The organism is Pseudomonas sp. (assembly GCF_050739935.1).
Lineage (GTDB): Bacteria > Pseudomonadota > Gammaproteobacteria > Pseudomonadales > Pseudomonadaceae > Aquipseudomonas.
In genome coordinates this window covers 1-23,218 of sequence record NZ_JBOICF010000112.1, presented here as the reverse complement: position 1 = coordinate 23,218, position 23,218 = coordinate 1, and the positions used below count along the sequence as shown (strand labels likewise).

At 55.5% G+C, this 23,218-nt stretch carries 14 protein-coding genes; 3 read left to right on the top strand and 11 right to left on the bottom strand.

Features of this window, described 5'->3' with window-relative positions; genetic code table 11:
• The first annotated feature begins 136 nt into the window (after window positions 1–136).
• On the top strand, window positions 137–1,069 hold the full coding sequence (locus ACRER8_RS22480; RefSeq protein ID WP_431748388.1) for a glycosyltransferase family 2 protein: 933 nt from the start codon (window positions 137–139) through the stop codon (window positions 1,067–1,069).
• A 229-nt stretch (window positions 1,070–1,298) separates the two neighbouring features.
• A complete protein-coding gene (locus ACRER8_RS22475; RefSeq protein ID WP_431748387.1) occupies window positions 1,299–2,102 on the top strand; it encodes a WbqC family protein in 804 nt (267 codons plus the stop codon).
• Between the two features lie 356 nt (window positions 2,103–2,458).
• Here ACRER8_RS22475 and ACRER8_RS22470 read toward each other — a convergent pair whose 3' ends face one another.
• The 11 genes from ACRER8_RS22470 to ACRER8_RS22420 all read right to left on the bottom strand — a co-directional run bounded on the left by ACRER8_RS22470 (window position 2,459) and on the right by ACRER8_RS22420 (window position 21,844).
• Window positions 2,459–5,650, bottom strand: a complete 3,192-nt coding sequence (locus ACRER8_RS22470; protein ID WP_431748386.1) for an EAL domain-containing protein — start codon at window positions 5,648–5,650, stop codon at window positions 2,459–2,461.
• Window positions 5,647–6,114, bottom strand: a complete 468-nt coding sequence (locus ACRER8_RS22465; RefSeq protein ID WP_431748385.1) for a response regulator — start codon at window positions 6,112–6,114, stop codon at window positions 5,647–5,649. Before ACRER8_RS22465 ends, ACRER8_RS22470 begins: the two co-directional genes overlap by 4 nt.
• Window positions 6,107–11,527: a PAS domain S-box protein gene (locus ACRER8_RS22460; RefSeq protein ID WP_431748384.1), complete on the bottom strand. Its 5,421-nt coding sequence runs from the start codon at window positions 11,525–11,527 to the stop codon at window positions 6,107–6,109. The genes ACRER8_RS22465 and ACRER8_RS22460 overlap by 8 nt, the downstream gene beginning before the upstream one ends.
• On the bottom strand, window positions 11,524–13,773 hold the full coding sequence (locus ACRER8_RS22455; RefSeq protein ID WP_431748383.1) for an ATPase, T2SS/T4P/T4SS family: 2,250 nt from the start codon (window positions 13,771–13,773) through the stop codon (window positions 11,524–11,526). Before ACRER8_RS22455 ends, ACRER8_RS22460 begins: the two co-directional genes overlap by 4 nt.
• Window positions 13,774–13,782: 9 nt before the next feature.
• The gene (locus ACRER8_RS22450) at window positions 13,783–14,838 is read right to left on the bottom strand and encodes a sensor histidine kinase (protein ID WP_431748382.1); all 1,056 of its coding nucleotides are present in this window, start codon (window positions 14,836–14,838) and stop codon (window positions 13,783–13,785) included.
• A 67-nt stretch (window positions 14,839–14,905) separates the two neighbouring features.
• Window positions 14,906–15,604: a GTP-binding protein gene (locus tag ACRER8_RS22445; protein ID WP_431748381.1), complete on the bottom strand. Its 699-nt coding sequence runs from the start codon at window positions 15,602–15,604 to the stop codon at window positions 14,906–14,908.
• Window positions 15,605–15,673: 69 nt separating this feature from the next.
• The gene (locus tag ACRER8_RS22440; RefSeq protein ID WP_431748380.1) at window positions 15,674–16,990 is read right to left on the bottom strand and encodes an HD domain-containing phosphohydrolase; all 1,317 of its coding nucleotides are present in this window, start codon (window positions 16,988–16,990) and stop codon (window positions 15,674–15,676) included.
• Window positions 16,990–18,270 carry an ATP-binding protein gene (locus ACRER8_RS22435; protein ID WP_431748379.1) on the bottom strand — a complete coding sequence of 427 codons (1,281 nt, stop codon included), beginning with the start codon at window positions 18,268–18,270 and terminating at the stop codon, window positions 16,990–16,992. Before ACRER8_RS22435 ends, ACRER8_RS22440 begins: the two co-directional genes overlap by 1 nt.
• A gap of 668 nt (window positions 18,271–18,938) precedes the next feature.
• A complete protein-coding gene (locus ACRER8_RS22430; RefSeq protein WP_431748378.1) occupies window positions 18,939–19,820 on the bottom strand; it encodes a LysR family transcriptional regulator in 882 nt (293 codons plus the stop codon).
• Window positions 19,821–19,876: 56 nt separating this feature from the next.
• Entirely contained in the window at window positions 19,877–20,629 is a 753-nt protein-coding gene (locus tag ACRER8_RS22425) for a maleate cis-trans isomerase family protein (RefSeq protein ID WP_431748377.1), read from the bottom strand.
• Window positions 20,630–20,899: 270 nt separating this feature from the next.
• Window positions 20,900–21,844: a LysR family transcriptional regulator gene (locus tag ACRER8_RS22420; protein ID WP_431748376.1), complete on the bottom strand. Its 945-nt coding sequence runs from the start codon at window positions 21,842–21,844 to the stop codon at window positions 20,900–20,902.
• Window positions 21,845–21,965: 121 nt separating this feature from the next.
• On the opposite strand from ACRER8_RS22420, the gene ACRER8_RS22415 reads away from it, so the two are divergent.
• Window positions 21,966–23,153: a fumarylacetoacetate hydrolase family protein gene (locus ACRER8_RS22415; protein ID WP_431748375.1), complete on the top strand. Its 1,188-nt coding sequence runs from the start codon at window positions 21,966–21,968 to the stop codon at window positions 23,151–23,153.
• Window positions 23,154–23,218 lie beyond the last annotated feature (65 nt).

Genomic DNA, 23,218 nt, shown 5'->3' with positions numbered 1-23,218 from the left:
GAGTCCCGCGCGCGTCCGTCGAAATGACAAGCGTCCGGCCTGCCAACACGACATTACCGGCACTATGCAGTTCGTGCATCAAGGCGGTCTTGGAGGAGGAGCGCTTATCCTTATTTAGCAACCCGAGTACCGCGCCATGACTGCCATCTCATCAAACACTGCCACTGAGCATGTATCCCAGCATCCGCTTTTGAGCATTGTCTGCCCGACCTACAACCACGAAACCTTCCTTGCTCAAACGCTCGATGGGTTTCTGTCACAAGAGACGACCTTCCCGTTCGAGATCTTGGTTAATGACGATGCATCCACGGACGGCACTGCGCGAGTACTCGCCAGCTATGTCGAACGTTATCCGCAAATCATCCGGCCCATATACCACCAGGTGAATCAGTTCCAGCAGGGTAAGCCTTGCACCCCTGGGCTGTTCAAAGAGGCGCGCGGGCGTTACATCGCTTTTTGCGAAGGCGATGACTACTGGACCGATCCCCATAAATTGCAAATCCAGGTGGATTTCCTCGAAAACCATCATGACTACGTGATGACCTACCATGACGCGATGACCTTTGACCTGCACGGTGAAAGGGGCATCCAGTTGCAAGGAAAGTGGCGCCGCGATGCCAGCGCTCTGGAACTGCAAAAGGGGCGGCCCATCTCTACGCTGACCGTATGTTTTCGCAACGTCTTTCATGAATTACCGCAGGAGTTGGTTCACGCTCCGCTCGGTGACATGTGCTGGTGGTCGCTGCTCGGCGCCCATGGCAAAGGCAAGTTTCTGGGACAGATAAAGCCTGCCGCATATCGGGTTCATCCGGGTGGGATCTTTTCAATGCGTACGAATAAACGCAAATTGCATATGAGCCTGCAAACTTGCTCAGCCCTGGCCAACTATTATCACCGCCTGGGTAATCAGCCGCTATATGAGTACTTTCTAATCCAGGTATTCGGCTTGTCGCTATCGGCTATATCGCCATTGCACAAGCTACAGGCGCTGGTGCTGGTCGCCCGAAACATCAGCATTAATCTTTGCAAACGGCTAATGTCCTCCGCCAGTCGAGGTCATGCTCAATAACGCGTATTCAATAACGAGCCGGTGATATCGCTTGTTGGTACGCATTCGTCTGAGATATCGATGCGGGGCAAACCAAATAGCCCACTGGCGTATATATAAGTGCAAATTTTTTCTGGTGAACTGCGGCAGGCCGCGATAGCCACGTAAGACTTTGCACCCATGAACAAAGCGAAAGCCCGACTGGGACGTAAAGGGCACCCCAATAATAAAAATCGTATGGAGAAATGAAATGGTCAAAACAATTGCAATGATGCAACCATACCTGTTTCCCTATTTGGGTTACTTCCAATTGATCGCCGCTGCCGATGTGTTCATCCTTGGTGACGACCTGCAATACATCAGGTCAGGCTGGGTCAACCGCAACAGAATCCTTGATAAGAACGAAGCCAGGATGATCACCTTCCCCTTGAAACGGGACCGATACGAGTTGGGTATCAATCAGCGCTGGCTGTGCGATAACTTCAAGGATGAAGCAGAGCGCCTGATAAAAGTAATCGTGCATAACTACTCCAAAGCGCCCTACTACGCTCAGGTCATGCCGTTGCTGGAGCGACTGATTCGTTTTCCACACCACAATCTGGCGTTGTACATCGAGCATTCGATCAAAGAGCTGTGTGCTTATCTGCACATTGACACCCAGATTCATCGCGCTTCCGACTTGAATATGGCGGGCCCGCTCGATAAACAGGATCGAGTCATACAAACCGCGAAAATCTTTGGTGCAACCCTCTACATCAACCCGATGGGCGGAACTGCACTCTATGATCAGGAGTACTTTGCCCAACATGGCTTGACATTGAGATTCATCAAAATGAACGACATTGCCTATCGCCAATACCGCAGACCGTTCGTGGACAATCTGTCGATCATCGATGTGCTGATGTTCAACAGTGTCGAAAAGATCCAGGAATTGCTGCCCTGCTATTCGCTAGAAACCGGCGCTACTCCCGACCGATCGGTGCTGGAAGCTCATCCCACGTCGCCCCACACCACATCGCTACTACGGCCAGAGACCTCCATCGCCGCCCCCTGAAGAACCATTTAACCCTCCAGATATGGATATGATGGGCATCGGCAGTCTCAACGAGGCGACGGACGCCATTCTCAAGATGGGCTCCGTCATGCGTTGATTGTAACCGATGCTGGGGTTGGCCAAAGCGGGGGATTGCCGCGAAGGTGGCTGATCTGCTGTAGAAACAGGATCAATGCCACCATTTCGACGGTGCCCATCCAACCCGGCTGTCAGCAGTCGTGGAAATAGGCAAATGAAGATCCGACACTGAAACTCTACGTTTGCCCCTTTGGAGATGTATGGGAAAAAGCTGCGCGGGGATGAGGTAGATGTAGGGTTCAGTTACCGGATACTCTCCTAACCCACAGTTGCCAATGCTACCCAGACACTTCGGGATTGCGCTCTTGGTTGTCTCGAAAAGCCTTCGAGACGGTTTGCCGCAGTTGGTCGTCGTCCCATGGCTTCGTCAGGAATTTGTAGATTGCCCCTTGGTTGATGGCATCGGTTACGGACTTTAGGTCGGTATAACCGGACAAGACGATTCTTATCGTGTTGGGGTAGAGGACTTTGACCCGACTCAAGAACTCCGTCCCATTCATTTCCGGCATGCGCTGGTCCGAAAGGATGACTTGTACATCGTTTTTAGCTAACAGTTCGAACGCGTCTTGGGCGCGCGAAGCCATGAGAATCTTGTAGCCGTCGCGCCGTAAAACGCGCGCGAGCGCCCGTAGGATATTCTCTTCATCGTCCAGCAGGAGCACCGTTTGCGATTGTTCCTCGCTCTTGTCTTGTCCCCACAGGGCCTGGGCCTGGGTTTGCATGTGCTGGTTGAGAAAGCTTTTGATTTCCTGAAAGGGCATGGGCTTCGCAAAATAGAAGCCTTGGAATTCGTCGCAATGGCTTTTCTTAAGGAATGCCAGCTGAGGCTCTGTCTCGACTCCCTCTGCAACGACCTTTAATTGCAAAAGGTGGGCGATAGATATAATGCCCTGCGTGATCGCGGCGTCGTGGCGGTCGCTGATGACTTCCTTGACGAACGAGCGATCTATCTTGACCTTGTCGATGGGCAGGCGCTTGAGATAGTTCAAGCTGGAGAAGCCTGTGCCGAAATCGTCGATAGCCAGACGTACACCCAGTTTCTTGAGCTGATGCAAAGTCTCGATGGCGCGGTTGGCGTTGTCCAGAAGAACGGTTTCGGTAATTTCCAATTCCAACAACTTTGCGCTCAGGCCATGCTTGGCCAAGACCTGTTGTACGCTTTCGACGAAATTGCTTTTCTGAAAGTGAACAGAGGAAATATTCACTGCGACCACGACGGCATTGATACCCTGCCCATTCAGTTTGCCGATGTGCTCACATGCAGTGTTCAGTACCCACATGCTCAGCGGAATGATCTGCCCCGTGTCTTCGGCAACGGGAATGAATGAAGCCGGCGAGATGAATCCCCGCTCCGGATGTTTCCAGCGCAGCAATGCCTCCAGACCTACAATTTTCCCACTGCGTCCTTCTATTTGCGGCTGGTAATAAAGTTCGAAAGCTTCCGACTCTATTGCCTTTTGTATCTCATTGCGCAAATTGACGCGCTCGCTCACCCTGAGGTCAAGGTCTTTGGTGTACCACTGGAAGTTATTACGCCCCTCCTGTTTGGCCTTATACATGGCCATATCGGCTTGCTGAATAAGCTGCGTAGGCTGCGCCACATGACCATCGCTCAAGGTTATGCCAATGCTCGCGGTGACATGCAATTCGATGCTCTGTATCCGATACGGACGGGAAATGCTGTTGATGAGCCGCTCCGCGATGGGCACGACATCCTCGCTCCGGGCAAGGTCTGGCAAGAGCACGATGAACTCATCACCCCCCATGCGCGCAACGGTATCGCCCGGGCGCACTTGCTCGCTCATGCGCTTGGCTACTTCGACCAGGACGAGGTCACCAAACTGATGGCCGATGGTTTCGTTGATCGGCTTGAAGCCGTCCAGATCGATGAACATGACTGCCAAGCTGCGCTGGTAGCGCACGGCAAACTTGCAGCCTTGGCCAAGCCGATCTTCTAGGAGGGCGCGGTTCGGCAAACCGGTCAGTACATCGTGGCTTGCGTTGTAGCTCAGTTCATTTTCGTAACGTCTTTGCTCGGTGATGTCGTTCTGTATGCCAACGAAATGCGTGATCACGCCTTGCTCGTTGATAATCGGTGAGATAAACAACTCGTTCCAGAACAAAGTCCCATCTTTGCGGAAATTGCGTACGACAGTGCGCACATCGCGAGCCTGGGCCAACCCCCGGCGAATGTCTTCAACCTGTAGCGGGTCGCGCTCTTCGCCTTGAAGGAAACGGCAGTTACGGCCGAGCACTTCTTCTGCTCGATAACCCGTAATGCGTTCGAATGAGGGGCTCACATAAATGATCGGAAAATCGACTGCGCGCGCGTCGACAATGATCACCCCGTTGTAGCTGGCCTCCAGGCTGCGCTTGAGCAAGCGCAGTTGTTTCTGGGACTCCTTGCGGTCGGCGATATCGCGCAGCGATAGAAGGCGCGCACGCGCACCTTCCCAGTCAGTCTCTGAACTGTGAACTTCCACTTCGAACTGGCCTGTAGGCATCGTCAGGCTCCATTCGAAAAGCGTCTCCTGTTGTTCGCCCAACTCAAAGCTATGCCCCAGGAGCTGCTCTTGTGAAAGCCTGAACAGTTGTTGCGCCGCACGATTGGCGAAGCACACCCTGCCGTCGGCGGCGATAACCAGCAAGGCATCGCGGGTATCGCTGAGCAGCTTGCGAAACGCTTGCTCTCGCTGCCTGGCTTCTTCGCGAGCCTTGCGCTTTTCGGTGACGTCTATCGCCAATACCAGATAACAACTCTGGTTGGCGAATTCGAAGTCATGTACCACTACCTTGGCATAGACCTGATTTCCGTTCTTGTGGCTGAACGTGGCCACACCCACGTCGGAACTGTTGAAAAAAGGAGGTACGAAGTGCAGCGCGCTGCCTTGCGCATCGCAATAGATATCCGCCCCTCTCAGGGCCAAAAACTCATCCTGCTCATAACCGAACAGTTGCAAGGCAGCTCTGTTCACCGCCAGAAAGCGCGGGATTTGCTTGGCAACGACCCACATGGGTTCGGGATTGGAATCAAAGAGCAGACGATATCGGGTTTCGCTTTCGGCAAGCCTGGAGATAGCCAGCCCACGGTCAATGGCATAACGAATGCTTCGTTGCAGCTGATGGCTATCGAACTGCCCCTTGACCAGATAATCAGCCGCCCCGTATTCGATCGCATTGGCGTCGAGCTGGGCATCGCCCTGGCCAGTCAGGAGAATGATCGGCGTGGTGACGCCCGCCGTCATCGCCTCTTTAATCAAGGTCAAGCCTGACTCCGAGCCAAGGCGATAATCGACCAGGCAAAGATCGTGCTCCTGCCCAAGCAAGGCTTGCATCCCTTGTGCGTAACTATTGCACCACTGCAACACGCTCTGGTGGTTGGCTTGTCGGAGCAAATCCTTGACGATAATGAAGTCATCTTCGTCATCATCGATCAACAGCAGACGCCAGCCATTGCCAAATTCTTTCATTTCTTGCTCCCGCCTATTGGAGGCTGACCACCGTCCAACCAGTAGTGATCGAGCGAACCCACCATACTTACCAGTTTGTTGAAGCTGGCCGGTTTGGTGATGAATTCGCTGGCACCAATCGCACGGCTTCTGTCAATTTCTTCCTTCGCGGATGAAGTGCTCAGGACAACAACGGGTATGCCACTCAATGCCGCATCGGCTTTGATGAGCGCCAACGCTTCGCGCCCGTCCATAAGAGGCATATTCAGGTCCAGCAACATGAGGCTTGGCATGGGACAGGTCACATGCCTGTCAAACGGACACAGATTTCTGAGGTAACTGAGCAATGACTCACCGTCATGGACAAAGTGGAGCTGGATCATCTCGCGCTCTTTGAAAGCTTCCTTGAACGCCTCTTTGATCATCAGGCAATCATCTTGATCATCATCGGCAATAAGAATTCGAATTGGCTCGAGACTACTCATCTACAGCTCCTGTCCATGCAGGGAAGTTGATCCGGAACAAGCTTCCCTTACCGGGGGCGCTGCTAGCTGTAATGCGAGCTCCGTGGCTTTGAATTATCTTCTTGACGATGGCGAGCCCGATCCCGGTTCCCGCATAAGACTGGCGACCATGCAACCGCTGGAACGGGTTAAAGATCCTGTCGAGGTATTTTTCATCAAAACCGATGCCGTTATCGGCGATGCACAACGTCCAAGTGAAATCATCCTCCGGCATGGCATATACCCGGATGAGCGGTTTGTTTCCCGGTTTCTGAAATTTAACCGCATTGCTGATCAGATTCTGTAATACCTGACGCATTTGGCTGGCATCGCCCAGTATCGCCGGCAACGGTACCCGCTCTACTTCAGCTTCGGTTTCCTCCAGACTGGCTTCTATGTCCACCAGCACCTCGCTGAGCACTTGGTCCAGCTCGACTTTACACAAGGGGATGCCCCGGATGCTGACGCGCGAATAGTTCAGCAAGTCGATGATCAATGCCTGCATGCGTGCGGCGGCGGAGGTCATTCGTTTCAGATAATCTCGTCCCTCCTCGTCAAGATCGGCGGAACGTGTGGACAGGCGCTCCGAAAAGGCCTGAATCTTGCGCAACGGCTCCTGCAAGTCATGGGAAGCCACGAAAGCGAAAGCCTGAAGTTCCTCATTGCTTCTTTCAAGCTCAAGCAATGTGGCCTGCAACTCATGCTCGGTGCTCTTGCGTTCTGAAATGTCTCGAAAGTAAACCGCCAGCCCCTCCTCGGAGGGATAAGCATGTACTTCCCACCAGATCCCAAGTGGTTCAAAGAAGGTTTCAAAATGGGCAGCCTGGTTTTGCGACAAGGCTTCCAGGTAGCGATGGCCTATCACGCTTTCGCGAAACCCCGGAAACGCCGCCCACAATCCTTTACCTGTCAGGTCCGCTACTTCGACGCCGAGCTGCCGCGCTGCCTCTCCGTTTACGTAGTTGAACTTCCAGTTGTTATCCAAGGTATAAAACGCATCGGTGATGCTTTCCAGCGTGGTTCCCAGACGCGTCGCTAAGCGCTGCACTTCGCGCTGTGCTTCCTTACGTTCACTTATGTCCTGAAATGCTCCGGAAATGCGGACGATGCGGCCGGTTTCGTCACGCACCGCCTGGGCCGCCAGGCGTGCGAAAATCAGATTTCCGGTCGCAATCTGGATTTCCACGTCCAGGTTGAAACTGCTGCCTTGCTCCATGCAGTCCTGGAGTGCCTGCTGTGCGGCCGCCCGATGGTGCGGGAGCAGAAAGGCCAATACTTCTTGCAGGCCAGGCTGGCGCTCCTTGGGAAAACGCAACAGTTCAAACATCTCTTCGGACCACACCACCTGCATGCTCGGCATCTCGATGGACCACCCTCCCAGCTTGGCAATTCGTCCCGCCATCTTGAGCAGAACATTGTGCCGGTAGATCTGCTCTTCGATGGCACGTCGTCGGGTTATATCCCTCGCTGAACAACAGATGACATTACCGTCGAGTGCCGCGCTGAGTTGCAACCAGTGCAATTGCCGCTCGCTGTCCCACACTCGAATGATCAGATCGTGAATGCGGTGCCCCTGCTGCAACTGATGAATAGCCTGCTCGACAATGAGCCGATCATCCAGATGCACCAGTTCCATATAAGGCTGGCCAGTCAAGCTGGCTGTGGGATAGCGCAAGATCTCCGCAAAGGCCGGGTTGACCTGGATGAAACTGCCTTCCAGATTGACCAGACAAAACATTTCCAGCGATAAGTTGAAGAACAGGTCTCGCTCTCGCAGCGCCTGGTCAGCCAGCCGCTGAGCGGTCATATCGCGCAGCACAAGCACCCAGCCGGTATTGCCTCCCTGACCTGACATTGGGCGGACGTCGTAGATGAGGTCGCGACGACTGCCAGCAAGCAACGAAAAGGCGCCGCGCAGGCTGGCGGGGTCAGCTGTTCGCCAAGCTGTCGGATCAAGCGGCAGTACGTCGCTGAGCAGGCGCCCTTGCAACGGCTGCTGATCAATTTGCAGCAGATTCTGCGCAGCGGGGTTGGTGAAGGTCAGGCGTCCAACATCATCTATCGCCAGCAGGCCTTCTCCCATACTGTCGGTAATGGCCGAGGTGTAATCCAGTTGGGCTTTCAATCGCTGTTCGGCGGCCATGTTCTCTCTGAACAGGCGATTGTTGTCCAGCACCGACACGGCCATTTGGACGAATTGGTGAGCAATGGCCAAGTCATCGGAGTCGAAGTCGCCCCTTTCCTTGTCCGACAGCTGCAGCACACCAAGGTGAGTGCCATCTTTGCCTGACAAAGGCACCGCAAGTAGCCCCCTTATGGGTAGCTCATGCGCGCCCTGATTGACGAACCTCTGCCATTGGGGATGATCCTCCAACTCGTTCTGGTTCAAGATCAATGGTTGGGTAGTGTCGTAGGCCAGCGTATGAAGGGCATTGCCGAGTAAATCGCTGCTGAAGCCAGGCTGAGCTGCGTACTTATTCGAGAGCGATATGCCAAGGATCGGTTCTCCGCGCTTTTCGTTTCGCCTTAAGCTCAACACCGACTGGTGTGCGCCAATGACCAGCCGGGCATGTTCAACCATGTAATCGATCAATGCCTGATGGTCCATCAACTTGGCGCTGGCGATAGCAGCTGTACCCAAGTCGCGAAGTTGCTCGGCCTTACGCTCGGCACGGATGAGCGCTTGATTCAAGGCCTCAGTCATTCGTTCATGATCGGTGATGTCTTTTGCGATGCCGAATACACCGACGATCTGCCCGTCCACCATAATCGGCAGGTTGGTCACATCCAGCGTAAGGACCTCACCGGCATGCCCCAGTACCTTGGTTTTATAGCGTTGCGCGAAGCCGGCGCAAGCCAATGCGAAGCGATGCAGAGTTTGCGGAAGCTCTTCCTCAGTTATGAGATGGCGAAAATGCATGCCGATGATTTCATTTTCAGGCAAGCCAGTCAGCTGCGAACCGGCATCATTCATGTTGACGAACTTGCCAGACAGGCAGAAGGTAAAAACCGGGTCGGTGTTATAGGTGAAGAGTGAACGAAAATGCTGTTCTCTTTCCTCAAGGTTGCGTCGGTCGTGGCTTCGGGTGATAGCCAGGGCCGCCAGGTGCGCTGCCGTTGAGACGTGCTGAACCTGCTCATCCGAGGGCTGGTATGGCACGCGGTGGTACGTCGCGAAGGTCCCCAATATGCGGCCATCGTTGGATAGCAACGGCAGCGACCAGCACGACTTCAGGCCGTGCTCCGCGGCGAGCCCGACGTAGTCGCGCCAGAGAGGATCGTTGCCGATGTCCTGTGTCACTACCAGCTCGCCACGATATACCGCCGTCCCGCAGCATCCCGAGCCAGGCCCCACAACCAAGCCATCGAGGGCCTGGTTGTATTCGACGGGCAAGCTAGGCGCGGCCCCCAAATGAAGATGCAACCCTTCGGTATCCAGCAACAGCACGGAACATAGCGAGCCAACATCCTGCGCCTCGGCCATGCGGCAGATGGTCTCCAGGATGGAAAGCAGAGGCCGGTCCGTGGATATCATGTTAAGGATTTCGCGCTGGGCCTCGGCGTAAGCCTCGTTCTGCACCAGTTGGGTGATATCGTGCGCTACGGCAAACAAAGTCTGTCCATTCTCGTCCTTGTCTGCGGACCATAGGATATGCAACAGCAAACCATTGCGGTGCACATAGCGGTTACGGAAGCTTTGCGTGCGTTGCCCAGCCCGTATTTCAAGTTCCTCGCACGCAGTCTTCTTACGGTCTTCCGGCAGCACGAAATCCATATAATGGCGACCGATTAGCTCTTCCTGGCTGTAGCCCAAAAGCCTCATGCACGATGGGCTAACGTCCAGGAAGCGCCCCTGTTCGTCGATCGAACACAGCATATCGTGGGTGAATTGCATGATTCGCTGGTTCAGGCTTCGCACATGCAGTTGGCTGGCCAGGCTGGCTTGCAACTCGTCGTTGGCTAGCTCCAAATGCTTGGCGCGGACTTTGGCGTCCCCTGCCAAGCGCTGGCTTAGCATGAAGAAGAAGCTCAGCGTAAGGCCGAACACCATGATCAGCAGAGGAAACGCCTCGCGCGCGCGTTGTACTCTTGCTTCATCGACGAAGCAGACCGCACGCCAGTCGAACTCATGGTGGAGCGCGATGCGCAACTCACCGAGCGGGGACTGAAGCCGCGCTGGAATTTGATTGCTGGAGTCATAGAGCAGCGTCTGCCGTTCATATATGCGCACGAACAATCCGTCGGGCACCATGCCCAACAAATCTTTTATCGAACTCTGAATATCTACAATGGCAACGATCAGCCGAGTGCGTTGCCCGGGAATACGAAGCGGCACTGCAATCAACGCGTTGAGCCCCGTTACGCCGCTGCCGCGCAAGACATGGCTGATTTGAGCCGCATCTTGTGCCGTGACGCTTATCAACCATTCCCGGCCTTGCGGTTCTTCGGCAAACTCGCGCAGCCAGGTGCTGAAGTCAGTGTCTCGCTCTTTCAGCCAAAGCGGCTCGAATTCACCATCCAGCAGCGCGACCGCCTGCAGGTCCGGGAAGTCTCGCAGATAGCTTGCCAGCTCCTTATCGCGCATTTGAGGAGAAGGTATCTCACCCGCCACGTGCCAACGCTCGGCCAGACGGAGCAGCAGCGACAGCCGATTCTGTACTTGTCTTTCAGCATTATTTTGAACCTTGGATAACAGCTCCGTGCTTTCGCGGCTCAAGATTTCAATCGCTTGAAGACTGAGTACATACCAGGCACAACACGTGAGGATGGTACCCAGCAAGCCCGCCGTAGCCGGCCAACGAGCTGAGCAGAACAACTGGGCGGACGTTTGATGGCCAAGTTGTACTAGTGCTATGCCTAAGAACAGCGTGAAGAGATTGGCAACGAGCATCGAGGAATATCTGAACCCCGGATTGAGCAACGCCGTTCCGGGGTGAGTGTCTGAAAACTGCAAGTAAAGGGCGGAGGCGATCACGGCGTATCCGATTAGCGATGCCAATCGCTTGGCCCTGGCATTGCCTGAACTCAAGCAGAGTCCAAGCGTGAGCATCAACGAGCTAAGCGCCAGGCTACTCCGCACTCGTAGAAGCCCGCTGACAATCGAATTGCCTTCATCCGGGCCGTCACCCCAGTAGTCACTCAATAGGCTGAAGGTTGCCAACAACACGATTAGGACCACAATCGCATTTCGTACGCCAGGGTTGGACAGCACGATGGCTAAAATCAACCCTCCCATCAATGCCCATAAAATGGCACTGTCAACCAACAGAACCGGGGAGTGAGCGGTAGGGTCTACCTTTCCCAGAAAACCAACCAGCCCTAACCCTCCAATACTCAGCAGGGCGAAGGCCAACACATATAGGTAAGACTGGACAACGAACAGGCGGACATTCATGAAAAGTCTTCCATGTCCTGGGGGCCTAGCAAACGAAGCACCTCGTCTATCGTCGTTAACCCCAGAGCAACCTTCTCACGCGCGTCGTCGAGCAATGTGATCATCCCCTGCTCGCGCGCCAAGGTCTGCAACTGCATGACCCCCATGCCTTCGGAGATTGCGGTACGCAGCCTATCGTTGACCACCATGATTTCAAGCAGAGCGATACGGCCCTTGTAACCGTTGTTACATTGATTACAGCCTCGCCCCTGAAAGAACCCCATGCCCTGCTCCAGAAATGGCGCGCCCAAACTGCGTCGCTGCGCCATCGAGGGCTCGGCAGGCTGCCGACATAGCGGGCAAATACGCCGCACCAACCGTTGCGCAATGATTGCCTCGAGCGCCGAGGCGAGCACAAAAGGCTTGATCCCCAGATCGAATAACCGGATTACAGTGGCGGCGGCCGAGTTGGTATGCAGGGTGGAAAACACCAAATGTCCGGTCAGCGCCGCATTAAAGGCTACATCGGCCGTTTCCTCGTCGCGGATTTCACCGAGCAGGATCACGTCCGGGTCCTGGCGCATAATCGCGCGCAGTACACCGGCAAAACCCAAGCCTATCCGCTCACGCACGGGAACCTGACTGGCCAGATCCACCTGAAACTCCACCGGATCTTCAATGGTGACGTAGTTTTTTTCCGCCGACGCCTCGTGTAGCAGCATCGCAAACAGAGTCGTAGTTTTGCCGCTGCCGGTCGGTCCCGTGGCCAAAATCATGCCCTGCGGCTTCTTCACTACATGCAAAAGGCGCTGCAGGTTGTACGCCGACAGCCCCAGCTCTTCCAACGACTGTGCCGCCGCCTGACGCTCCAGGACACGCATCACGACCTTCTCACCATTGATCGTGGGCAAGGTCGAGATGCGCAGGTCAGCAATGCGCATCGGCGTTTTTACTGTGATCCGGCCATCTTGCGGACGCCTGCGCTCAGTGATGTCCAGCTCAGCCATCACCTTGATGCGCGACACCAGCGACATGAGCGATGTACTGGGAATCTGGATTTTATCCTGCAAAACTCCATCGATCCGATAACGCACCACTATGTGCTTGGTGCGTGGCTGGATATGAATGTCACTGGCGCCTCGGCGCAACGCCTCCAGAATGATCGCGTTAACCAGGCGAATGGCTGGTGGGTCTTCAGAGGATCCCAGCAAGGCCTCGATACTTTGGTCATCGCCCTCGTCATCCAGGACGATTTCGATACTTTCATAAGGATCGGCGTTGCCGACGACGGCCGCGAGGTCTTCGACACGGTTATCGGGCTGCCCGAAGACTTCGACGAGCTTGGCTTGCAACTGGTCCAAGCGGCAAAGCAAAGGGTGCATGCTGTAGCCGGTTATAAAACCCAATTCCTCGATGAGGCCTTGGTCCATCGGGTCGGCCATGGCCAGACGCAGGCGCTTGTCCGCTACCCGCAATGGCAGGACCAGTTGCCGCGTGCAAACGGCTTGGGGAATGAGGTCAAGCAAATGCAGGTCGACCTTGAATTCGCGCAGGTCGATTTCTTCAAACATCAGATCCTTGCGCAACACCTCATACAGCCTGTTGCTCTCGATCCAGTCATGCTGCATTAACTGGCGCATCACGGGAGTTTTGTGGGTTTGCATTTCCTTATGCAACTGCTGGATCTGCTGTGCGTTGAGCAGGCCCTTCTTGTGCAGCATGATGGCCAGTTGACTGCGGTTGGTGACACTGAGTTTCGCCAGAGTTTCCAGATCGCGATGCTGTCTATGGTTTTCCTTTTCGAGCGCGCGGTTGCGCTGCTGCAAATCATATTGTTCCAACGCCAAGGCGATGGTAAGCCTCAGATCATCGGCGTCCCAGGGTTTGAGGATAAAGCGATAGACCGCACCCTCCTTGACCGACCCCATTACCGCCTCGGTATTAGCATGTCCAGTTAGCATGATGCGGATGGTCTGCGGCCAGCGTTCGCGCACCTGGGCAAGTAATTCGCTGCCGTTCATGTGCGGCATCATGAAATCGCTGATGATCAGGTGAATCTGCTGGTCCGCGAGAACCTTCAGCGCTTCGGTGCCAGTACCGGCAAAGTGCAAATGATAGTTTTCATATTGAAAGACCCGCCGCAGTGCAGCCAGTATTTGCGGCTCATCATCGACCATCAGCAGGTGGTAGGGCGCGTTGGAGCTCTGATCTGTCTCTTCGCCGCCCGAATCCTGGCCGACAAACAACGATGCATAACGTTTAGACACTGCGCCTCCTCAACGACATAAAAAGCGCAGTGTTACCTGAGTGCCCGAGCCAACCTGACTGCGTACACTGATTGCGCCCTGATGAGCGACCATGATATTGCGCGCCACGCTCAGCCCCAGGCCCGTTCCCGAGCCTACAGGGCGCGTGGTGAAGAAGGGGTCGAATAACTGCTCCAGGTCTTTTTCGGCGATGCCGCAGCCATTGTCCTCAACCACTACATGCAGTTCGTCATGCGCTGTCTGGAAGCTTGTGACCCTGACATTGCCAGAGTCACCCAGCGACTTCACTGCATTGTCCAGGACGTTGTACAGAGCCTGGGAGATTTTCGCGGGATAGCAGGCCAGTTGTGGCATTTCGCCCAGGGTCTGTTCGATGGTCCAAACATGCCTGTTTTCGGCTTCCAGCAGGTGACAGGTCGACGCGATAAGGGCATTGAGATCGCAGGGGACAAAGTCATTTTGGTCAATGTTGGTAAAGGTCTTGAGATCCGTAACGATTGTGGCGATGCGCCGAGCGCCGCTGATCGACTCCTCCAGCAGCGCGCGGAAGTCTGTCATGACCAGCTCGGTATCCGCGTCACTCGACAGTTTGACGCAGAGTGCGTCCAGGTATTCGCTACCCACTCGCAGGTTGCTGCTGATAAAGCCGATAGGATTATTGATTTCATGGGCAACCCCCGCAGCCAATTGGCCGATGGCCCTTAGGCGAGCGCTTTCATAGAGCTGCTGCTGCGCGAGCTCTATCACCTTGACTTGTTCGTTGACCCGCCTTTGCAGCTGTTCGGAAAGATTTCTGTACCGCGCCTCAGATGCTTGAAGTGCCGCGTGCTGGCGTTGCAGATCGACATAGTTGGCCTGCATGGTGTCGTGGTGCAGGCTGGCTGCCAATCGATATTTGCCCACGTAATACAGTACAAATTCCAGCAGGCGCGCCGCCGGAAACTGCAATGCACCGGCTCGATCGTCGCTTAGCCAACCAACAGTCTCCAGATTGAATTCAACCGGTTCGGCGCCAGTGCTGGCTTTCGCTTGCAGCGTAAACGTGCAGCCCGCCAGTGCGCTCAACAGCCCCGAAAGCTGCGCCTGCCGCTCGGGACTGAGCAGCTCATCCAGCGTTGGATCATCCTCGAATCTAAGCATTATATTCCCCATCGAGAATACTGAGCTGGCGCACGAATTCCTCGCGCGTCAGGCCCTCGTTCGCGGCCAACCCATAGTGGGTATCCAGTTGCGCGTAGAGCCGCTGGAGTACCAGACGAAAGCTTTCCACCACCCCCTGGCCGTTCAAGGCCGAGGCCATGAGGACAGGCGCCCAGCGGGTTTTTGACCAACGGGCCTGCAACTCGCTTTGCGCTATCGCATTAGGCATGTCGCGCTTGTTGAACTGGACCACCAGAGCAACGCTTTCGATGTCCATGCCTAACTTTTGTAGGTTATCGGCCAGGTTCTCGAATGAGCTGGCATTATTGTCCTGTTGCTGGGGTTGTGAATCGGCAACGAAGATCACGCCATCGGCGCGTGATAGAACCGCCTTGCGCGTGCTGTCATGTTGAACCTGACCGGGCACGGTATAGATTTTCAGCCGTAGGTCCAGGCCGGACGAGGTGCGAAGCCCAACAGGCAGTACATCGAAGAACAATGTACGGTCGTCGCGGGTTTCAAGAACCATGAGTTGGCCCTTTCGCTGTGGACGCAATAAAGTATGCAACTGCATCAAGTTAGTGGTCTTGCCACTTAATGCCGGGCCGTAGTACACCACTTTGAGGGTAAGCTTTCGCTCAAGGGGGGCATATTCAGCCATTCCCAGCGTCGCCCCGTTCGTGCGGCGCACAGCTGCCCGCACCTGTAATCGCTTGCTTCATTGACTGAACCTCAAAATGGCCCTGCACCGCCCGAATGCTCACGGCTTTCGTACGAACAGAGTATATCGCGCCTCTTCAGAGGCCTCGAACGCTATCAATTTATCGATCAATGCGCGGCTCAGCTGTTTGCCTTCGTTAAGCAACAACATGCCACTCTTGGCATGGAGGCTACGCGCCAGCACCATATCGGGCTCCAAACGGCGTGTCTCCATTGCCAGGATGGTGTCATCGGCAATGGCGAGGTCGGGCGCCAGGGTGGTGCACAGGTGAATGAAACGCTCGCAAAGCTGGGGATCATAAAATTTGCCGCTGTATTGCTTGATGAGCAGCAAGGCTTCATCTCGGCTGAGGCTGCGCTCCAAGATTAGGCCGCGCTGGAGCTCAACGAAGTCCACTGCCAGCTTGAGCAGTCGCGAGCCGAATGGAATTTTTTCAGCGGCCAAGCGGTCCGGGAAGCCCTTGCCGTCCCACCGTTCCTGATGATGGCGTATCAAGCGGGCGGCGTCCTGCACAGGCTCCAAGGCCATGAGCAGGCTTTCGCCGACAACGGGATAATTCTGGTAACTGTCGCGTTCTTCCTTGTAAAGGCGGTCGGTCGATCGACCAAGCAACTGATCGCTCCAAGCCAGCTTGCCGATATTGTAAAGAGCGCCTGCCATGGCCAGGTTGCTGCAGGTTAGTTCATCCAGTTGATGAGATTCGGCATACGCTTTTACCAGCGCTATGACTTGCGTATTGGTATGTCGCTCCTTGCTTAAACGTTGAGCCACCGCGCTGGCGAACACCTCGGTGGCCGTGACGTAGCTCTTGCGCAGCTCGGAATAGGCTAGGTCAAGCATGTCGGCAGTCTGTTGTAACTCCGCGGTGCGGTCTTTGACTCGCCGCTCCAACGTGGCATTCAGCTCCTGAAGTTGCTGGTTCTGTTGGTGCGTAACCTGCTCCAGGCGCTTGCGCTCACTCTCGGAATGCTGAAACGCCAACGCCTGCCTAATAATCACGCGCAGCTCTTCGGCATCCCAAGGCTTGCTGATGTAACGGTAAATCTGCCCTTCGTTAATCGCTTTGATCGTTATCGTCAGGTCGGCATAACCCGTCAGTAAAATTCGCAGGCATTCGGGCCAGCCCTGTTGGACTTTGGACAGCAACGTGGCGCCGTTCATGCCTGGCATCCGAGCGTCGGATATAACCATGTTGACTTCCTGCCGCCTCAAGATATCCAACGCCGCTTCGCCGCTACTGGCCGTCAGCACCGTATAAGGCTCGCTACGCAGAACCCGGCGCAGGCTATGGAGAATGTTTTCTTCGTCGTCGACCAAAAGCAACGTAATGGCGGCATCAAGCTCAACGTTGTTCATTATTTCGGGGTACCTGGAAGTGGCTTTTTAGAAGGTTGGAAGATAGGCAAATAGACTCGAAAGGTAGCGCCCGCCCCGGCTTCACTGCGCACCTCGATTCGACCATTGTGTTTTTGAACGATGTTGTATGACAGCGCTAATCCCAAGCCTGTGCCTTTTCCCACGGGCTTGGTCGTGAAAAACGGTTCGAAAATGCGATTGAGTACTTTGGGATCAATACCCGCACCCGAGTCCTCGACTTCAAACCACACATAAGTCTGATCGCAGCCGGTGCGCAGCGTGATACGGCCGAACTGTTCGATGGCATGTGCGGCATTGACCAAAAGGTTCATGACGACCTGGTTGACCTGGGAAAGAATGCATTCGAGCTCTGGAAGCTCACCGTACTCCTTGACGACCTCAGCCTTGTATTTCAACTCGTTGTTGACCACGTTGAGGGTGGTCTCCAGACCTCGATGCAGGTCAGCAGGGCGAAATTCTTCCTCATCGATATAAGAAAAGTCCTTGAGCGCGCCGATAATTCGCTTGACCCTATCCAGACCATCTTCTGATTCGCTGATCAGCTCCCCCACGTCGCTCCGAATATAGTCGTACTCAAGGCTGCGTTTGATCTGGCGCAACTCATCCAAGCTACCCACCTCATCGACGGCATCGATAATTTTCAGTAAATCATTGACATACCCGCTGAGCGAGTTGAGGTTAGAAAATACATAACCGATAGGGTTATTGATTTCATGCGCGACCCCGGCCGCCAGTTGACCAATCGCCGCCAGCTTTTCCGACTGCAGCAGTTGCGAACTCGCGGTTTCCAACTGGTGTAGCAATTGAGTCTGTTCATGCTGTTCATTGGCTAGCGCTGTCAGGGCGGCATCCAGGTACTTGTTCGATTGTGCAACAGTGCTCGTGTCATACATTACCAAGCCATAAGAGCGCTGCCCTGAAGACTCTTCGAAGGGAAAAAACAAGGTACTTTGTAGTGGCTGTTTATCGCCTTCTTCCTTGGGGTTCAGGCGAACGAGCGGAGCGCGTTGCAGCCAGTGGTTATAAATATGCTTGCCCCGCTTACGCGCCATATCAACCATACCCGCAAAGGATTCGGAATCAGTGCTTGGAAAAACCTCAATGAACGGACGACCGATCGCTCCTTCCAAATCGCTCCCGCTGCGCTGGCTGATGTAGTCATTCCAGCCTTGAATGCAAAGATCGGCATCCAATACCACTATTCCCATCTCGATTTGATCGACGAGGGCGCTGAAAAGCTTTGCGGGGTAACTGTCCATGGCACTCCAATATCGCAGCTCAGTGGATAATTTTAAAAACTTGGCAGGAACGACAAAAAAAAGGCGTCAATAATTAGACCGATGATAGCACGACGCCATATAGGCACACATAAATCAGCGGACAAAAGGCCTGTCCCGTGACTGTTGGTAGACGCCGTTTCAACTGCGCTACGATGGGCTTGCCGAAAGCGCTGCGGTGCCGATGCTGAGGTGTCGGGGTAGGTAAACTGATCGGTATTCCTGAGCACAATTGCCGTCAGATTAGCGCGGTGAGCTAACGGCACCAGACAGCCAGTTAGGATCCAAAGTTTCAACAATGGAAGTCACTGGGCATTCAACTGGCCCTTCGAACAGTGCCCACGCTTGGAAGAAGTAAGCAATGCGTCCCACTACGCTTGAGTGGCATTGTATTGACTGAGTCGCTTTTTACGGCTCCGACTTTCGAAGCCAAAGCCCTAAATAGACCGTCTTGTGGCCTTTCGCAGCGTTTTTAAGCCCCAACGCCCTCAACACCATAGGGCGGCGACCCTTGCTCATCGAGAGCAAAAAATATAACTACCCAATAGCCGGCAAATTATTCGCGTGCACGGAAGAGATTGCAGACCACCGGCATCAGAAACTTCCTGCATGTCGTTTTTTGCAGCCTGAAAGCATCACAAAGCAAGCAGTCATCCCGCCAGCAAATGCTCAAGAAACAGCCCTGCCGCCATGGACAACCCTTCCCGCGATCTCACGCAAACGCTGAGCTCGCGGCTGGCCCACGCTTCATTCAACTGCACCGCTTTGGCGCCCTTGAGCGTGTAAATCTCAACGCTTCCCTCGGGCATGATGCCGATGCCGACGCCGGCCTGAACCATCAGGCACAGGGCATCGTAGCTGGAGACTTGCATGCGGATTTTCAGGGAGCGGCCGAGGTCATTGGCGGCTTTGATCAGCTGGAAGTTGAGGTGGGTGCCGCTGCGCAGCGTCACGTAGGGGTGGTCGAGGGTTTCGTTGAAGGTGATGCTTTCGCGCTCGGCCAACGGGTGATCGTTAGGCACAAGCAACACCAGTCGATCGCTGCGGAACGGAAAGACTTCGATGTCGGCGCCGTGTGGCAGGCGGGTGAAGATGCCAATGTCGGCGCGGTTTTCGGCGACGGCTTTGGTGATTGCCAGGCTTTGTTGTTCTTCGAGACTGATGTTGATCAGCGGATATTGCGCGATGAATGAGGCGATCAGGCCGGGCATGAATTGGGTAATGGCCGAGATGTTGGCCAGAATGTTTACCGAACCCCGACGGCCGTGGGAGTAGTCGCGCATCTGCACGACGATTTCGTTGAGGTTGTTCAGTGCGCTGCGGGCCATGAACAGCAACGACAGCCCGGCATCGGTGGGCGTGATGCCTTTGTTGGTGCGGTTGAGCAACTTGGAGTCGAGCAGTTCTTCCAGCTCGCTGAGGCGCTTGCTCACCGCCGCCGCTGCGATGTGTTCACGTTTGGCGGCGGCGGCGATGGTGCCTTCTTCGACAACACTGACGAACAGGCGCAGCGAGACGGGGTCGAGCTTCATGTGAGGTACCGGGCTTTGGCCTGAGTGGCGGCCATAGTACCTCGTCACGGATGGGCTCAGAATGCGCCGGACAACAGATGACCGGCGTTTGGCACCTGGGCCTTGAGGCCGAGGGTTTTCAGCATCTGGTAGACCGTGGCGACGGACGCCGACAGCACCGGTTTGTCGAGGCGATCCTGTACGACCTGGATCGCAGGAAGCGAAGGCATTTGTACGCAGCACGACAGCACCACGCCATCGGCCTGCCCGATATTGAGCTTGTCGGCGTGGGCCACCAGATTCATCGGGTCCAGACGACCGACTTCGAGGTTGTCGGACACTTGCAGGCTGATCGAGTCGACGACTTCGATACCGGCCGCTTCGATATAGTCGATGACCTGTTGGGTCAGCGGCTTCATGTATGGGGTGATGATCGAGACTTTCTTGTAGTCGAGCATCTGCAGGCTGTCGATCAGCGCGCCGGCCGAGCTCAGCACCGGGGCGTTTGACTTGTTGCCGGCGACGGTGTTGCCTAGGCGCTCTTGGGAGATTTTGTGGTACCCCGCGCCTTGGCACATGATCGCCACCAGGCAGGCGTAAGCCATGACATCCACCCGCGCATCGCTCAGCTCCAGAGCGCAGCGGTCGCTGTCGATGTCCATCTTTTTCAGCTCCTCGGGGCTGACGTGCATCATGCGCATGCGCGAAGAGTGGAAAGTGAAATGCTCTTCGGGGAACAGCGAGTAACGTGAGGTCAGCATCGCCGGGATTTCGGTCTCCATGGTGGTGTTGGAGCTCGGGACGATCTGGCCGATTCGAAAGTTTTTCATGGGCTCTCCTTTCATTTCGCGGAAGCGACAGGGCATGTGCGGGCGATGTTAGGAGCGGTAATCGGGCGCGTATATCAGGCATTGGCGAGCCCGCCATCGCGGATGGCGATGGCAGCAGACCAAGGCTGATTCAAATTGGATCTGCGCTTTACGGCGGGCCCCGGTGGGGATGAGATTGTTCGCGAAAAGGTAAGTGCATCCGCCACATCTCCAGCGGTAGAAACTCAGCATTCGGGAGCACGCTCATTCCCAGTTCGAGACCAGACGGGGCTATGCGTTACGGGTTTGCTGCGCATTCGCCAGCAGTATCTCGGCAAACTCCGACGCCGCCCCCAGCAATGGCTCGCCTTTTCGGGTAAGGATTCCGTAATCCTGCGGCGCCAGTTTTAACGGGGTGTTGAGCACACTGAGCAGGCCGCTTTCCAGATGAGGCTGGGCCATCGAGGCGGGCAGCATGGCGATCATCGGGCCGGATTGCAGCACTTGCAGGAAGGTCTGCATCGAGATGGTGTCGATGGTGTTCGTCGGCGTGGAGATGCCCGCCATGGCGAAAGCCTGCTCCATGCGGGCGCGAATCGGGGTGCCCACCGGATAGAGAATCCACGGCCAGTTGCCCAGTTCCCGTAGTGGCGTTTCGTCAAGTTCGGTCAGCGGGTGGCGGCTATTGACCACCATGCAGAACGGCTCCGGCGCCAGCGCTTGAAAGTCATAGACCTTCTGCTGGTCTTCGTCGGTATAGCGGGCCACGGCCAGGTCGAGTTTCTTGTCGTCGAGCATTTTCATCAGGTGGTCGCTGGTCTGCTCGACAATCTCGATGGACAACAACGGCCAGCGCTTTTTCAGCTGCACGATTGCGTCCGGCAACACCACTGCCGTGGCCGCAAAGATCGCACCGACTTTGAGGAAACCATGGCCGCCTTCACGCAGGCTGCTGATCTGATCGACGAACTTGTTGGCGTCGTTCAAGGCAATTTGCGCATAGCGCACCACGTGCTCACCCAAGGCGGTCGGCGGCATGTTGCGCGGTAAACGCTCGAACAGATCGAAGCCTAGCAAGCGTTCGATCTCTCGCAGCATCTTGCTCACGGCCGGCTGACTAAGGTTCATGTGCAGCGCGGCAGCGTGCATGTTGCGGGTTCGCGACAGGGTATCGATGAGCACCAGATGTTTGAATTTGAGCCAGTTACAGACCGTCGAGAAGGAAATATCGGACATGGGGCAGCCTCAATTTTCGATAACTCAGTGTTATCGATAATTGAGCAGATGTCATTGGAGTTTATCGCCCTCGCTGATTAGGGTCGGTAGCAAAAGCACAAGAACCTTCGAGGACTGCCCCATGCCTATTCAACTTACCCCCGAAAACACCCTGCCCGCCGATGGCCTGAGCGGCACCTTGATTGGCCGCGCCTGGGTCCCCGGCAAAGTGGGTGGGCCATCGCCGGTGGTGCTGCGCAGCGACGGAGTGTTCGACCTTTCCGAGCGCTTTGCGACCCTGAGCGAACTGTTGGAATCCGAGTCGCCTCTACAGGCGGTGCGAGAAACTCAGGGCACATTGATTACTAGCGTCGAAGCGCTATTGGCCAACTCGAACGCCAGCCCCGACACCAGCAAAGCTTTCTTGCTGGCGCCTGCCGATCTGCAAGTGATCAAGGCAGCAGGTGTGACTTTCGCGGCGAGCATGATCGAGCGGGTGATTGAGGAACAAGCCGCAGGCGATCCCGCCAAGGCCGAAAGCGTGCGCGCCATCGTGCACAACGCCATCGGCGATAACCTGCGCAGCATCAAGCCAGGCTCCGAACAGGCGAGCAAACTCAAGGCGCTGCTGATCGAGCAGAAGATGTGGTCGCAATATCTGGAAGTCGGCATCGGCCCTGATGCCGAAATCTTCACCAAGGCGCCGGTACTTGCGGCGGTCGGCAGCGGCAGCCAGATCGGCATTCATCCGAAGTCGGAATGGAATAACCCCGAGCCGGAAGTGGTGCTGGCGGTCAACAGTCGCGGTCACATTCATGGCGCCACCTTGGGCAACGACGTCAACCTGCGTGACTTCGAAGGGCGCAGCGCGCTGCTATTGAGCAAGGCCAAGGACAACAACGCCTCGTGCGCGATAGGGCCGTTCATTCGGCTGTTCGACAAGACGTTTTCGATGGACGACGTGCGCAATTGTGTCGTCGATTTGCAGGTCAAAGGCAGCGACGGTTACGTGATGAAGGGCTCGAGCTCGATGTCGCAGATCAGTCGCGACCCGGAAGACATCGCCGCGCAGACGCTCAACGAGAACCATCAATACCCGGACGGTTTTTTGCTGTACCTGGGCACCCTCTTCGCCCCCACCGAAGACCGCGATCACGTTGGCGGCGGCTTTACGCACAAGCTGGGGGATGAGGTCAGCATCAGCAGTCGCCTGCTCGGCGGTTTGCACAATGAGGTGACCCACAGCAGCCAAGCGAAGCCGTGGACGTTTGGGGTGGGGGCGTTGTTTCGCAATCTGGCGGCGCGGGGGTTATCTAGCGCTCAACGATGACCTTCTGACAAACGCGATCAATCCTTCTGGCGAACGCTGCCATTGTAGGAGCCGGCTTGCTGGCG